Genomic DNA, 14,664 nt, shown 5'->3' on the forward strand with positions numbered 1-14,664 from the left:
TATGAAGATCTCCGAACTTAAAGAAAAGAAAATTATTCACAGGCCTACCCGGTACTTTGATGAGTCAGGAAAAAGGATCTATAATGAATTCGAATATGAAATTCCTTATAACCCCGTTCATAAAAGCAATGAGACAGAAAGGCTGTTTGCCAAGATTATTGACATGATTCCTTTTTTTCTGGTCTTCTTCATCCTTTTTCATCAGCCTGTTTTTATATGCCTTTTACTTTCTGTTCCCGGTGTTATTATTTTGGGGTCGTTCTGTGAATGGTATGTTGGAACAACCCTGGGAAAGAAAGTTTTTAAGCTTACAATCCTTGATGACCATGGAAATCATCCGGGATTTATAAAATCGCTGCAAAGAAATGTTTTGTACCTGGCCAATTTCTGGCCGGTCTTTACAGATTATATTCCACCGCCTAACCGTACCTGGGAAGCAGAAACTACACAAATGAATTTCAGTATGCATATAAACAATAGACTCTGCAAAACATATATCGTTAAAGAAAGCAAAATAAAAGAGATAAAAGAACTGCTTACACAGGAAAATATAAAGGCTGCCTGGTAAGACAGCCTTTTATATTGGATTTATTAGGGATAAAAACTCCCTATTTCAATAAGCTTATCTTCTCCTTTTTCTATTGGTAATCTTTAGAACTTCTTTTGGGCTCTTTTGCTTCCGGCCATTTTACCGTTTCTCCTTTTTCATCCTTGGGCATCACTCTTTTTTCTCTGCTGCTCAATTCAGGATCTTCAGAAGCCATGTAAGCTAATGCTGCGGTTAAAACCACATTGTTTTTCACCTCATCAAAAACAATCTTATCATAAGTATCTTTTGTTGTATGCCAAGTATAGCCAAAGTATCCCCAATTCAAAGAACCCAGGGAAATTCCGGGTACTCCCGCCGCTACAAATGAAGCATGGTCTGAACCTCCACCTCCGGGCATTCCCGGGAAATCTGTTTTAATATGTCCTCTTACCGATTTCGGAACCCCGTCAAGCCATCTTCCAACATAATCGTAAGCTTTTACAAATCCCTGGCCACTGATATTCACCACGCGCCCTGTTCCGTTATCCTGGTTAAAAGCAGCCTGTACGCCTTTGATAATTTGGGGATTATCTGCTACGAAACCTCTGGAACCATTTAGCCCCTGTTCTTCACTGCCCCATAGTCCGATAACAATGGTTCTTTTATTATTGGGATAATATTTTTTCAGCAGTCTCATGGCTTCAAGCATGGTAAGCGTTCCCGTTCCGTTATCTGTAGCTCCCTGAGCCCCGTCCCAGGAATCCAGGTGAGCAGAAAGAATTACATATTCATCCGGTTTTTCTTTTCCTTTGATCATTCCGATCGTATTGAAATTTTTGGCATCGGGAAGTATTTTGGATTGAGCATTAATTTTAATTTTGGGCCTTGCTCCTTTTTCTGCCATTCTGTAAAGCATTCCATAATCTTCCACCTCAATATCGATCATGGGAATTTTTGATGTTTTAGCACCAAAGATTCTGTTAGCTCCCATAATTCCGGTCCAGTTGGAGATGGCAATTCCTGAGGCTCCTGCCTTTTCTAAAGCTTCCGGAAGGGTATTATTATTATACCCGATATTCTTTACATAAGCCGTAAAGTCTTTCGTAGCCTGTTCTTTTTCTGCTTTAAGTTTTTCGTAAAGCTCCGGCGTTGCAAATTCTTTAATCTGCTCATCAGAACGTCCAATCTTCTGATACTGCGCCATCAATACTATTTTCCCTTTTGCTGAAGGAAGCCATTTGTCAAATTCTGCTTTGGAAGATACTTTGGGAAGAATAATCACTTCCGCCTCCACTGCTTTTTTCGTAGCCGGGCTCCATGCCAACTGTGTTGCCGACAATGATTTCACACGCGGATAAACCATATCCACATGCGTAATCCCTCTCTGCCATCCCTTCCATGTTCCGAACTGCTGGAGGTTGGCATCCACTCCCCATGAACGGAGTTTATCAGCACTCCATTCATTCGCCGCAAGCATTTCAGGAGTTCCTACAAGACGTGGCCCTATCACGTCCAACAGCTCATACGCCATGTTTTCAAGCTGGGAATTACCGTTTACCTCATCTACAAAACTTTTTACGATAGGGTCAAGTTTCTCTTTAGGATCTACCTTTACCTGGGCCCATGAAAACTGGGCAGCCAGCACAACAGCCGGCACTGCAAAAAATCTATTTATCTTCATAGTATATATTGATTGGTTTAAAGATAAAGGAATTTAAGGAAATGATAAAGGAATTAAAACAAAAAAGTCTTTAAACATGCGTATTTAAAGACTTTTTCTTATAAAAATTAAATTATTTGCAGTTCCTGCTGTTATTTTGATCCGAAATCAGGTAATTTCCGGTTGACAAAAGCCTGTTCTTCTTCGGAAAGCAGGAACGTACTGTTTTTGTTTTCTTTTACCGGAATATTATCCCAAATGGTTTTCCTGAAATCCAGTTTAGGGCTGAGGCCCTTTTCATCAGATTTCTTAAAAGTATTATAAACCAGTTCCCTGCTGATCTTTCTTTCATGTTTTACTCCTTTATAATAAGCAACATATTTATTTCCTTCAAGCCTGCTCAATGCCGGAACATACCCGACTTCATTTTTATAAAAATCAAAAATAAGAATCGCATTTCCAAGCTGATAATCATACTCTTCACCTTCAGGCGTTTTTCTTTTCACCATAGGATACTGGTCCTGTAAATAATGGATTTCAAAATATGTGATTACTTTATCTGCTTTATTATATTTAAATTCTCCTTCCATTTCGATCCCTTTCCCGGATTTGATCTTAAAAGAAACCAGCTGTTCGTCCCCTTCCTCAAAAAACATCCATCCAGAGTATTTTGAATCTTTATCTTTCAGGTGAAACAAGACACGGTTCAGCTCAAAATTGAAGAAATAATTCCCTATATATTTATGTGAAAATTCATTGGCACCGGCAGTAAAAATACTGTCTGACTTTATATTTTTCAGGTATTTCACATTGTTCAGCTGCATTTGAAGGATCTTATCATAGTCTTTATGAAACCCGTCTTTGTAATTATAATAATTGCTCTTGGTCCATAACTTGGTTTCTGCAATCACTAAAAAGTACAGTTTATTATTATCGCTTCTTTTTTCTTTATACACAACATTATACAGCGACGGTTCATTATAATATCTTTTCTTATAATTTTTATTGACATCCTCAAAAAGCTTTCTGATATCTACACTGGCCAGCTTTACCTCATCTATATTTTTATACGCCGGCTTCAATGCTATGGGAGAATAAAACTGCTGAACTTTCCTATTCTGAAAACCGGAAGCCGAAACAGTAAAGTTGGAGGCATTTTGATCTAACGGTGCAAAACCATCTTCATTGGTATAAACAATCTGATCCTGCAGGAGAATTCTTGCATTGGGAATAGGATGTCCATTTTCAGCATCTACGACTCTGATTTTCTGAGCAGAAAGAAATCCAAAGAAAAAAAGGAATAAAAAGTAATAAGCCTTCATAATGATCTATGCATTAATCATCCGAAAATACAAATTATATGAACATTTTTCACGGATTAGTGTAAAATTAATCCGTAAAATTCAGAATGATGCTAAAACACAATTGAATTCCCTACGGGTAAGGCTGAATAGGTGCAACACCGAATTCATAGAAAAAAGCCATTGGAAAAGTGGAATCATAGGGTATCATTTGAAATTCAAATGACAAGCATAAAAAAACCGGCTTCGAAAGCCGGCTAAAGGTGAATTATTTTTTAGCTTCTTCAACAGAAACTTTTCTGAATTCTTTGAACAATTTGCTTAGTTCCAGAGCTGATTTACGAGCTCTTGTACCTGCTGCTTTGTTCCCTTTTTCCGCTTGTTGGTTTGCCTCAGTTGTGAACGCTTCAAATTCCGCGTTGATTTTTTCAATTAGTTCTTTCATTGATTTAAAAATTTAGGCTGCAAATATAGGTTTTATGGTGATTCCAGCCTAACTGCAGCGAAAAAAGTTTAAGGTAAATGATCAAAATTTGCTTTTTTTTGTCCATAACGGCCATTTTCGGGGAACAGAACAGTAAAAAAGAGCCTTAAACAGCTTCATTACCGATAACTCTTATTACAAAACAGGCAACCTCTTATAAGAATTAATTTACATTTAAAAAAAAATAAATAATCATTACCGGTGAAGAAGCTCGTATGCCTTTTTCCCTGCATTTTCTAAAACAATAAGACTTTCCTGAGTAATCCGGTCTGCAAATATAATGCGGAAATGATGGCTGTATTCTTCCGTGAAAGAGAAGGTATTTCCGGGAGTAAATAAAGTGTTGCTTTCTTCACAGTACTGATAGAACTTCTTCATGTCCACTTCTTTGGGAAGCTGTCCCCAGATGCTGTATCCTCCCTGAGGCCGGTGAAAATAAGAACCTTCGGGAAAGCTCTTTCTTAAAACGTCCAGCAATTGGGATGCCTGCCGGCTCAATCTTTTACGGAACAAACGCAGATGCCTTTCATAGCTGTTCCCCTGTAAAATCTTCAGCACCAGTTCCTGATAGACCGGTGAGACGGATCTTCCAAGTATGAACCGGCTCCTTTCCGCCTGTGAATAAAAACGTCCGGCATTCAGCCATCCCAGACGAATTCCGGGTGCCAGTGTTTTTGAAAATGAAGAATAGGTCATTACCAATCCGGTTTCATCAAAACTTTGTATACAGGGCGGCCTTTTTTCTCCGAAATAAAGATCACTATACATATCGTTCTCAATAACAGGTATTTGATAAGCTACGGCAACTTCCAGCAATTCTATCTTGGCCTTATCATCCATCATGATCCCTGTCGGGTTATGAAAATCAGGAGTAACTGCCAATGCACGGATATCATTTTCTGCACAAACCTTTCTGAAATATTCCGTATCAAAACCATTCCGGTAATGGACCGGAATTTCAATGACCTTAAGCCCCAGATTTACAATCACCTCCAGCACGGAAAATACACAGGGGCTGTCCACGGCTACGACATCTCCCGGTTCCGTTACAGACTTTAATGCTATGGTTAATGCCTGCAAAGCGCCATCCGTAATGAGCAGTTCATCAGGATTAAATGCGGCGCCATACCTGTTCATCTGCCTGGCAATAAGTTTTCTCAGTGCCTCAAGCCCGTTTGAAGGATAATACCGGAGCAGTGAGGCTCCCTTTTCACGGATCACTTCCTGCATAGTCCTGAGTATCAGCTTCTGTGGAACCAGCAGGTCTCCAGGCACCGCCGTATTAAATGAACTGGACTCTGAGGTTCTTTTGGACGTCAGCATCATATTTTTCATGAATGTTTCATCCCTGGCCACCGGAGGAAGGTTTGTTGTTCTCTTCGGAACATTTTCATCCTGTATATCTGCTACAAAATATCCTGAACGCGGACTGCTTTCAATCAATCCCTTAATCATAAGATACTCAAAACCGCTTTGGACGGAACTTATACTCAGTCCGTATCTTTTTTTAATCTCCCGCACAGACGGCAATCGATCTTGGCTCTGTAAAATTCCATCACAAATCTGTCTTTCGATAACTGCTGTAAAAATTTCGTATTTGTAAGGCTTCATAAAGGCTAATAAAAAACTGTACCGGACAAATTTACAAAATCTACATCTGTACCGATTGTATTTTAACAAACTGTATCCCTTTTAAATAAATTAATCTTATAATTTTGAATAAAAAAAAGATTTATGGAGATCATTTCAAAATTTACAGTGGGTTCTGAAGACGGAATTTCTGATCTTATAACCATCATCGATTCTTCGGTTTATGCGTTGTACAAAGAATTTGTTTCTGAGGAAGACATCAAACAATACATTGAACACGGAATAGACCCGAGAAAGATGATCAACGAACTGAATAATCTTTCCAATCAGCTTATCATAACGTATGCAGATCAACGGCCTATTGGATACAGTATTATAAAAAGCGGTTCTCTATACCCCGGAATAGCTGACGGAAAAAGAGCTACAGAAATCAGCTTTGTTATTCTTCCTGAGTTTGATTCACCGGAAACAAGACAATCACTCTGGAAAAAATGCAGATCTGCGGTGAGTTTTACGGATGAAATATGGATCAACATGTTGTCTCATGATCCGCTCCTTGAGTTTTTAAAAGAATCCGGCTTTACCGCAATTTCCGATACCCGGTCAGGACCTTTTCAGCTTCCGTCGCATCTATTAAAAATGGAGATTAATAAAAGTTAGCTTTCGTTAGAGGAATACTTTCCCTTATAGCTCAGCAAAGAAATAGGGGAAAACTTGTGTTTTTGGGATCGTATATGAATGTCTGTACTGAATAAAGTTCTATATTTTGCCCGGTCCTATTGAAGGAAACTATAATCCCCATTTCTACTTCTCATTGAAAATAATTTTAAATTGTAACCGTTTATGTATCTTTGATTTTTATAATTTTACCGCAATGAGTGATCAGCTGGAAACCATAGAAGATTATTACAGACGCATCCGTAAGGACGAGATTAAAATGTTTGATTCCGAGGATTTTGAAACTGGAAAGTCCCATTTCAATATCTCCATGCGGAAGTACTGCAGCTTCAAGAGCCCTTACAACCGCCGTGATTATTATAAGATCAGCTTTATCATAGGAAAAGGCACCATTCATTATGGTGCACATCAGTTGTATATAGACCGTCCGGCATTATTTTTCCCTTCCCCCAGCATTCCCTACTCCTGGGAGTGCGAAAGTGATTTCCAGGATGGGTATTTCTGCCTTTTCAACCAGGAGTTTTTTAACGGAAATTCAGAATTCAACCTGTTTAAAAAAACTTCCCTGTTCAAAGAATGGAGCAAGCCTATTGTTTTTTTAACGGAAGAGCAGACTCAGCTGGCAACGCTTTATTTTGACCAGATGTACAAAATGAATAATTCAGCCTATCCGTTCCGCTGCAGCAGTATCAAAAGCCACCTGGCATCGGTTCTGCATCTGGCGCTGGAAAACCGAGTAGAAGACATCAATCCCAGTGAACTTCCGGCCAACATCCGTCTGTATCGGCTATTTGATGAGCTGCTCAATAAGCAGTTCCCGTTGGATTCTCCTGCATATCCACTGGCTTTAAAAACCCCTTCCGATTTTGCTGATCATCTTAATGTACATGTCAACCACTTGAATTCTTCTGTGAAATCAGTGACCAATCTCACGACCACCCAGATCATTAAGGACAAGATGTTTGAAGAATCTAAAAATTTGTTGAAATATACCAACTGGGATATTGCACAGATAGGATATACTTTAGGATTTGAGCAGCCCTCCCACTTTAATAATTTCTTTAAAAAGCATGCCCGAACTTCACCTTTAAAATTTAAAAATTCAGTTTAAATATTTGAATTTTGTAATTTTTACTTTGTCTTTTAAAATTCACTTTTGCATTTCTTGAACTATTTTTGCATAGTAAAAAAGAATGAATATGTTGAGAGAAGCATCTGAACAGCGTATCAGATTAATAACCATTATGGCATTTGTGTCTATCCCGCTTTCGGGGTTTGTCACAGATATCTATTTGCCGTCATTCCCTTCTATGGCCAAGGAAATGATGGTTTCAGAAAAAGACATCCAAATTACCCTCACCTCTTACCTGCTGAGTTATGGTATTTCCCAACTGTTTGTAGGGGGAATCCTTGACAGTATAGGGCGCTACCGGCCCAAATTACTTGCTTTATTCTTATTGGTAATCAGCAGTATTTTGATCACCATGACCAACAGTATTTTACTGATCTGCCTGCTCCGAATTCTTCAGGGGGCCGCCGTTTCGGTACTGGTGGTCGCTACCCGTGCTATTTTCGTAGATATTTATGATGCTGAAAAAGTAAAACATTACCTGAGCTATTTTACCATTGTATGGTCATGTGGCCCTATTCTCGCTCCTTTCCTCGGCGGTTATCTTGAAAAGCTTTTCAACTGGCATGCCAATTTCTATTTTCTGGCTTTTTATGCGGGATTCCTATTCTTATTCGAATGGTTCTTCAGTGGTGAAAGTCTTCCTGAGAAAAAGAAACTTGATCTTGGTGAAAATATCAGCCTATACAAGATGATGCTTAAAAACAGGATTTTCATGCTGGGAATTTTTATCCTGGGATTAAGCTATTCCATTGTGATGCTATTCAATATTACAGGGCCTTTTATCATTGAAAACACCTTTCATTTTACCCCTGTAGTGATTGGATACTGCACCCTGATCTTGGGATTTTCCTGGATGATCGGAGGTTTCATCGGAAAACGGAGGCTTACCCTGGATTTTAAGCCAAGGATCCTTCAGCCTATTCTTCTGCAGCTGATCCTGATTACTGCCCTGATCATCACCAGCAGTTTTGCAGAAAGCCTTTTCATTATGATTCCTTTTGCCTTTTTTATTCATATCTGTTCGGGAATTCTGTTTACTTCGTTTTTTACGACCAGTATGTTGTATTTTCCTAAAAATGCAGGTACGGCAGGTGGATTAATGGGCGGATTGGTGTACGTTATCACCTCTGTTACAAGTTTTATTATTTCTGTAACCGGAACTGTAACAGAACAGAAAGGATTGTCGTGGCGCTATCTTATCATTGCTCTTTTCCTGCTGGGAATAATCCTTGTGATGAACCAGGCTGTAAAAAAAGAAAAAGCAGTGAATTGATCCCTGTTTTGATTACAGCATTGCTAAATATTATTTTTTTAAGAGCATTTGGCACATTTTTTTAATGATTACCTTAAAAAGAAAAATGATGAATACCATTAAAAAGGTCGGCCTTATCCTTCTGTTAGGATCGTTTGTATTTTCCTGTGCGCCGGTATTGAAACCTAACGGTAATCACGGCCTCCCTCCGGGACAGGTAAAAAAAGTGACAGGATCGAAATCGGCTAAACCTTATGCTCCCGGCCAGTATAAGAAATAGCTTTATATAACAAATTATAATCCCCGGCACTTACCGGGGATTTTTGTGCAAATAAAGGAATCCCGAATTTCAGGCAGAAGCATTTGCTTTCTGCCCTGATCATCATCCTATCCCCGGATGAATGACTTTTATATCAATCCTTCCGTTTTTTTATTAAATTAGTCCATCTTTAAAAATCAGGATCCTGTTTTTATTCGACAACAGACAAGGAAAGAGATGACTTCAAAAAAACGAATACCTACCCTTCCGGCATCATGGACGGCCACTAGAACAAAAAATGAGCTGAAACTCTTACTATCCGGTATTATGGGCCTGTTCCTTATTCAGTGTTCAGTAAATAAGCCTCATCAAAAAATAATATGCCGTTTACAGATTATTGTACCGTTATCTGCCGGGTTCCGGAACTGAAAGCAAATACCCGGAAAGCAGCAGCCTTTGATTACCACAAAACAAAGTACTATGATATTCAAGAAAAAAAACAGATATCCTTTCATCATTGCTTCATTATTCAGTATCATCATACATGCGCAGGAAGCAACTCCTTACTTCAAAAAGATCGACAGCGTTGTGACAGCCTCTTCTGCGATACAGTTCAATGGCGTTGTTCTGGTCTCTCAGGGAGGGAAAATAAAATATATAAAAGCACACGGTTATAAAGATTTTGAAAAGAAAGTATGGGATTTGGCTACAATGTCAGAATTATCAGGGAAAAAGGGCTGGATTATTTTGGGGTAACCGGCCTGGGAGACGGCTTTACCTGCCTCAACGTTTATTTCCCTTCTGTTGATACCAGTCTGATCATCCTGGAAAACCAGATGCCTGAAAACAGTGAATTCTGGAGCTACAAAGAAGCAGTGATTAAAAATATCGTTCTGGAGAGTAGTACAGGAAAATAATTCTCACCGTCATTCAATAGGCTAATTTCAGTAGTATCGAATGGTGGTTAAATTTTTACATTTGTTTATACAGGGCTTCCCTGACTGCTGCTGTCAGTTTTGAAGGGCTTACTTTTGTCAGCATTAGCAATTCACAGCCGTTAAAGACAGCAAAACGTTTTAGGGTCTCCACAAAAGGTTCAAGCCATAATTCTGTACTCATACCGGAATCTTCGATATGTAAATGAATCAGTTCAAATTGTTTATCTTTTCTATGAGCTTTACAGTCAGCCCTTCCTATAAACCGATCTCCAAACAGAACGGGCAGACAGAAATAGCCATACTGTCTCTTTTCTTTTGGGGTATAACATTCAAGCCGGAAATCAAAATTGAAAACCTGCCTGATCCGGTCACGATGAATGATTGAATTATCAAACGGAGACAGCAGCCGGACATGGGAATTGGAAAATTCCACTGTTTTTTCAAGGAGACTATTCTGAACAAAAACAGGAGGCAGCCCTTCCATATCAACCTGGATGATGCTTCCCTCTTCAAGCATTGACTTTAAAACCTTACTGACATTTATTTTTAACAGATTTCCGGTCCGGAGATGGGTTATTTGCTTTAATGTAGTAAATCCATAGGCGCGGAGACAAGTCTTTATCAAATATTCTGCAAATTCAATGGGATCAGGTTCTGTAGTGGAAATATGTTGTGGCAATACTCTTTCAGTAAGATCATACATCTTCTGCATCCCTTTGCGTCCGCAAATCATCAGATCCCCCTGCATAAAAAGTCTTTCCAGGGCCAATTTCGCAGGTTTCCAATTCCACCAGCTGCCTGTTTTGCTACTTTCCGTTTCAAAATCTCTTGCTCTTTGAGGTCCTTCAATACGGATCATATCCATGACATACTGCATCACCTTTTTGTCAGCATTATAATAGTGAGATTTACTTTTTCTGGCATGGTTCATTTGAGGCAGTACATAACGGAAATCCTGCATCGGCAGATATGAAGCAGCATGAAACCAGTATTCAAATATTGTATGCTCTTCTACCAGCTCCTCCAAATAGCCTGTTTGAAAATCCGGGATCCTGGTCCAAAGAGTATGATGATGTGCCCGCTCCACAATTGACAGTGTATCGATCTGTACATATCCAAGATGCTCCAAAGCATTCAGAACGGCTTTTTTACCCGTTCCAAATGGAGTAAGTTCCGTTAGCCCCTGGCTTTCCAATGTGGCAAACTGAAGTTGTTCTAAGGTCCATTTATTTTTCATATTTACTGTACCGGAGCGATCTGATCATTGCCTACCTTCTTTTCAGCATGATAGAATAAGAAATTTTTTCCTTGTATTATACTTCAACAAATGTATACATTTTTGCCTGAGGTAGCACATTTTGGTTGCTTAAAAGTCTTTTGTCCTTCAGCAATTCCTTTTCATAGCATAAAAAAATGGGTCTAAAAATGTTCCGTTTTTATGATTAATTAGTTTTAATTAAAACTAATTTTCACTATATTTGTTATGCTGAGTCATGGTATAGAATTTTTTAAATATAATTTTCATTGATTCAGCCCTGCCCGTTATTTTTATAAAATATATGTCTGTACAACACAATAATATTTCAGAACTGGCCTTGGAACTGGGCTGGGCAATGAGCGAAATGAAAAGCCGTTTGCGGCAAAAGATTCAGACCAGAATCAATGAATATGATCCGGATCTTTCTTTTGAACTGATTGAGATCCTGGGGATCATCTCACGCAACAGCGGCATCAACCAGCAGGAAATCGGAAATAAGGTAAATAAGGACAAATCAAGCATCACGTATCTGATCAACAGCCTTGTAAGACGCGGATTGGCTGAACGGGTTGAATATGAAAATGACCGGAGAAACAGGCAGATTTTTCTGACTCCCAAAGGAAAGGAAATTGTAGAAACAATTTATCCATGGGCTTTAGAGCTTTATAAAAAAGCAGCAGGCGACCTTGGCAAAGATGAGATCAGCCATGCTCTTCTTTTAGTAAAAAAAATGACAGTCAGCCTAGAATAATAAGGATCCAAAAATAATACAATATGAGAACTATTCTTGTCCCTATCGACTTTACATCTACCACAGAAAATGCAGTAAAACTCGCTGCAGAATGGGCAAAACATTATGATTATGAACACATTGTCCTTTTAAAAACAGTCGGTGAATCTGAATTTGACTACCTGCATATTGCAGAAGGCCATTCCTTCGTTAATGAAGAAAATGTCAACAGCCTGCTGAAAAGAACGGACCTATTACTGGATCAGCTTAGTAAGATGATTGCGGAAAAGGCACCTCATATCAAGGTTTCAAGAATAGTAAGCGACTGGGCTCTTACCAGAAGTGTTAATGAGGTTTTAAAAAATCAGCCTTCCATCGAACTGATTATCCTGGGAAGTGATGACCAGGCATCTTCAAATGAGAGTTTTGTTTCAGACCATATTATAAGTATTGCAAGAACAAGTCCTGTAAAGACATTAATTGTTCCTGATCATTATACTTATACTCCTGTTAAAAAGATTATTATTCCCTGTGATGTAAAAAGCATTGCCACCCTTGAAAGGCTGTTTCATCATCAGTCTGTTATCCGGCAGAAAGATGTACAGCTGCTTTTTTTAAATATAAACACTAAAGAAGGCAGCGATATCAGCCCCGATAAAAAGAGAGCGCTTGAAGAATATATTCATCAGCATTTAACCGAGATTCCAAGCAGTATTCATTATTCTTATGACGAAAATATCATCAGCGGGATTTTGAATTTCGCGTCCTCAAATGAAACAGATCTTATTATTGCTTTACCCGGAAGGCACAGTTTTCTCTATTATTTAGCCAGCAGAAGTATTTCCGAGGGCATTTACCAAAATACCAATCAGCCTGTTTTAATATTAAAATAATACTTTCAAGGCTGTGAACGATGTTGGTTATCTTTTGAAGAGTAAAAAACGGTTCTATTCACTCTTTGAGTCTTAATAGTAAATCTTAGAACTATCAAGCTTAACAAGATTTTGTTCCTGCATTTTTTTGACATACCGAATCACGGTTTCCACACGCAGGCCGGTTAAAGTAGCTATTTGCTGTCTTGTATAAGGAATCACAAAAGAATACACTTCCTCAAATCCAAAATAGTTTTTAATATGGCTGAATAGTTTTTCCAATTTTACAATAGGGTCTGCAATAGCCAGAAAGCTGGAAATCATATATCTGAAATGAAGCCTGTCCGCTGTATATTTATTCAGTTCAAACATTAAGGCAGGCTTTTCCAATAGGATATTTAAAAATTTACCTTTCGGCATCTTAATAATTTCACAGCTGGTTACCGCAACGGCATTTACTGCATAATGATGATCTGTAAACAAATAGCTCTCCCCGATACAGTGCCCATCAAAAGGAAATCCATGTACAAACTCTTTTCCATCTTCTAAAAAAGTGTTCACTTTCACGGTTCCGCTCTTTATTTGCCAGTAGTATCTGGCAGGGGTTCCTTCCTGAAAAACATAGTCTGCAGAATTGTATTTTTCCAGTTTGGCTCCTTGAGAAAATAATAAGTCTTCACATATAATCATCTTATCATCAGTTTAAGTAAAATTAAGTAAGTATAAGGAATGATGCAACTTATCAAATACCACAAAAATAAAATTTGTCGGGCTGTGGGAATGGGCTGCTTTTTCAATGCTGACATCTGTGGTTTTGAATGGCAGAATTGAATTTTTTGTCTTATGGCGTTGTGATTTTCTTTTTGTGTTTTACTCCCCATTCCGCCAACGCAGAGATCACATCTTTCAATGACCGGCTGTATTCTGTAGGAATATATTCTACCAATACAGGTTTTTGATCAATAAGAACTGTTCTTTCTACCAAATGATTGACTTCAAGTTTTTTCAGCTCACTGGACAATACTCTTGCTGAAATACCCTGTATGGTTCTTTGCAGCTCGTTGAACCGTGTATGGCCTCCCAAAATAGCAATCATTACCCGTATCGTCCAGCGGCCGCCGAGGACATATAAAGCGTCTTCAGTCGCTGATAAATGAGTGGTACATTGCGGCTGTGAATACACTAATTTCTCTTCTTCCATTTTTACTTTTTTTAATTACTAACCTAAAAGTTATTACTAACCTTTCGGTAACTACTATATTTTGTTTAGTAAATATAGATAATTTTGAACTGTCAAATTTTAAAAAGAATAAAAAATGAAACAGGTACTTCATATTATTTCAAGCCCGCGAAGCGAATCATCCATCAGTAAAAAGTTGGGAAATGCTATTATAGATCAAATTATGGCAAAGTATCCTGACAGTGTTTTACAAAAACGGGATTTAACCAATCCTATTTTTCCGCACTTGGAAGAAACGCATATCAATGCATTTTTCACCCCTGCCGAACACCGTACGCCGGAGCAGCTGGAGTCTGTAGCACTGTCCGATACCGTGATTGCAGAATTGCAGAAAGCGGATATCGTTGTTATTGAAGCACCCTTGTATAATTTCAGTATCACGTCTACCCTTAAATCATGGCTTGATCATATTGCAAGAGCAGGCGTTACATTCCGTTACAGCGAAAACGGACCTGAAGGACTGGTTAAAAACAAGAAGGTATATCTGGCTTTTTCAAGTGGCGGAATTTACTCTGAGGGAGAAAGACAGGCTTATGATTTTGTGGTCCCTTACCTTAAACAAACGCTGGGCTTTATGGGAATGACGGATATTTCTGTTTTCCGTGCGGAAGGACTTTCGGTTCCCGTTATACAGGAAACGGCTCTGCAAAAGGGAATTGAAAGCATTGTTGTAGAGTAAAAATTAAAAATGCTGTTCTTTATGAGCAGCATTTTTTATACTGGGATTTCATCGTTTTCAAA

The 14,664-nt window shown here is 38.6% G+C and carries 17 protein-coding genes; 10 read left to right on the top strand and 7 right to left on the bottom strand.

The window, feature by feature from the left end; genetic code table 11:
* The first annotated feature begins 1 nt into the window (after position 1).
* The gene (locus MUW56_RS01165; RefSeq protein WP_292011455.1) at positions 2-568 is read left to right on the top strand and encodes an RDD family protein; all 567 of its coding nucleotides are present in this window, start codon (positions 2-4) and stop codon (positions 566-568) included.
* 70 nt (positions 569-638) lie between these two features.
* On the opposite strand, the gene MUW56_RS01170 is transcribed toward MUW56_RS01165, so the two are convergent.
* The 4 genes from MUW56_RS01170 to MUW56_RS01185 form a co-directional block, all read right to left on the bottom strand.
* On the bottom strand, positions 639-2,210 hold the full coding sequence (locus MUW56_RS01170) for a M20/M25/M40 family metallo-hydrolase (RefSeq protein WP_292011456.1): 1,572 nt from the start codon (positions 2,208-2,210) through the stop codon (positions 639-641).
* 131 nt (positions 2,211-2,341) lie between these two features.
* On the bottom strand, positions 2,342-3,511 hold the full coding sequence (locus tag MUW56_RS01175; protein ID WP_292011457.1) for a carboxypeptidase-like regulatory domain-containing protein: 1,170 nt from the start codon (positions 3,509-3,511) through the stop codon (positions 2,342-2,344).
* Between the two features lie 247 nt (positions 3,512-3,758).
* Positions 3,759-3,935, bottom strand: coding sequence for a histone H1 (locus MUW56_RS01180; RefSeq protein WP_027373301.1), 177 nt, complete (start codon positions 3,933-3,935; stop codon positions 3,759-3,761).
* Between the two features lie 234 nt (positions 3,936-4,169).
* Positions 4,170-5,585: a PLP-dependent aminotransferase family protein gene (locus tag MUW56_RS01185; RefSeq protein ID WP_292011458.1), complete on the bottom strand. Its 1,416-nt coding sequence runs from the start codon at positions 5,583-5,585 to the stop codon at positions 4,170-4,172.
* Between the two features lie 123 nt (positions 5,586-5,708).
* Here MUW56_RS01185 and MUW56_RS01190 point away from each other — a divergent pair, with 123 nt between their 5' ends.
* From MUW56_RS01190 to MUW56_RS01215, 6 genes are all read left to right on the top strand, one after another.
* Complete coding sequence (locus tag MUW56_RS01190) at positions 5,709-6,224, top strand: hypothetical protein (protein ID WP_292011459.1); 516 nt, start codon at positions 5,709-5,711, stop codon at positions 6,222-6,224.
* Positions 6,225-6,438: 214 nt separating this feature from the next.
* On the top strand, positions 6,439-7,353 hold the full coding sequence (locus tag MUW56_RS01195; RefSeq protein WP_292011460.1) for a helix-turn-helix transcriptional regulator: 915 nt from the start codon (positions 6,439-6,441) through the stop codon (positions 7,351-7,353).
* 88 nt (positions 7,354-7,441) lie between these two features.
* Positions 7,442-8,647, top strand: a complete 1,206-nt coding sequence (locus MUW56_RS01200; RefSeq protein ID WP_292011461.1) for an MFS transporter — start codon at positions 7,442-7,444, stop codon at positions 8,645-8,647.
* 85 nt (positions 8,648-8,732) lie between these two features.
* Positions 8,733-8,906 (top strand): hypothetical protein, encoded by a 174-nt coding sequence (locus tag MUW56_RS01205; protein ID WP_292015470.1) that lies wholly within the window; start codon positions 8,733-8,735, stop codon positions 8,904-8,906.
* 459 nt (positions 8,907-9,365) lie between these two features.
* The gene (locus MUW56_RS01210) at positions 9,366-9,641 is read left to right on the top strand and encodes a hypothetical protein (RefSeq protein ID WP_292011462.1); all 276 of its coding nucleotides are present in this window, start codon (positions 9,366-9,368) and stop codon (positions 9,639-9,641) included.
* Positions 9,581-9,802, top strand: coding sequence for a hypothetical protein (locus tag MUW56_RS01215; protein WP_292011463.1), 222 nt, complete (start codon positions 9,581-9,583; stop codon positions 9,800-9,802). The genes MUW56_RS01210 and MUW56_RS01215 overlap by 61 nt, the downstream gene beginning before the upstream one ends.
* A gap of 55 nt (positions 9,803-9,857) precedes the next feature.
* On the opposite strand, the gene MUW56_RS01220 is transcribed toward MUW56_RS01215, so the two are convergent.
* On the bottom strand, positions 9,858-11,060 hold the full coding sequence (locus tag MUW56_RS01220; protein WP_292011464.1) for a crosslink repair DNA glycosylase YcaQ family protein: 1,203 nt from the start codon (positions 11,058-11,060) through the stop codon (positions 9,858-9,860).
* 322 nt (positions 11,061-11,382) lie between these two features.
* Between MUW56_RS01220 and MUW56_RS01225 the strand changes: the two genes are divergently transcribed.
* Positions 11,383-11,832, top strand: a complete 450-nt coding sequence (locus MUW56_RS01225) for a MarR family transcriptional regulator (protein WP_292011465.1) — start codon at positions 11,383-11,385, stop codon at positions 11,830-11,832.
* A 23-nt stretch (positions 11,833-11,855) separates the two neighbouring features.
* On the top strand, positions 11,856-12,704 hold the full coding sequence (locus MUW56_RS01230) for a universal stress protein (protein ID WP_292011466.1): 849 nt from the start codon (positions 11,856-11,858) through the stop codon (positions 12,702-12,704).
* Positions 12,705-12,776: 72 nt separating this feature from the next.
* Here MUW56_RS01230 and MUW56_RS01235 read toward each other — a convergent pair whose 3' ends face one another.
* Both MUW56_RS01235 and MUW56_RS01240 read right to left on the bottom strand, forming a co-directional pair.
* Positions 12,777-13,373 (bottom strand): Crp/Fnr family transcriptional regulator, encoded by a 597-nt coding sequence (locus MUW56_RS01235; protein WP_292011467.1) that lies wholly within the window; start codon positions 13,371-13,373, stop codon positions 12,777-12,779.
* Positions 13,374-13,524: 151 nt separating this feature from the next.
* Positions 13,525-13,884 carry a helix-turn-helix domain-containing protein gene (locus MUW56_RS01240; RefSeq protein ID WP_292011468.1) on the bottom strand — a complete coding sequence of 120 codons (360 nt, stop codon included), beginning with the start codon at positions 13,882-13,884 and terminating at the stop codon, positions 13,525-13,527.
* Positions 13,885-13,999: 115 nt separating this feature from the next.
* Between MUW56_RS01240 and MUW56_RS01245 the strand changes: the two genes are divergently transcribed.
* Entirely contained in the window at positions 14,000-14,602 is a 603-nt protein-coding gene (locus tag MUW56_RS01245; RefSeq protein WP_292011469.1) for an NAD(P)H-dependent oxidoreductase, read from the top strand.
* The last annotated feature ends 62 nt before the right edge of the window (positions 14,603-14,664 follow it).

This window comes from Chryseobacterium sp., from assembly GCF_022869225.1.
Taxonomy (GTDB): domain Bacteria; phylum Bacteroidota; class Bacteroidia; order Flavobacteriales; family Weeksellaceae; genus Chryseobacterium.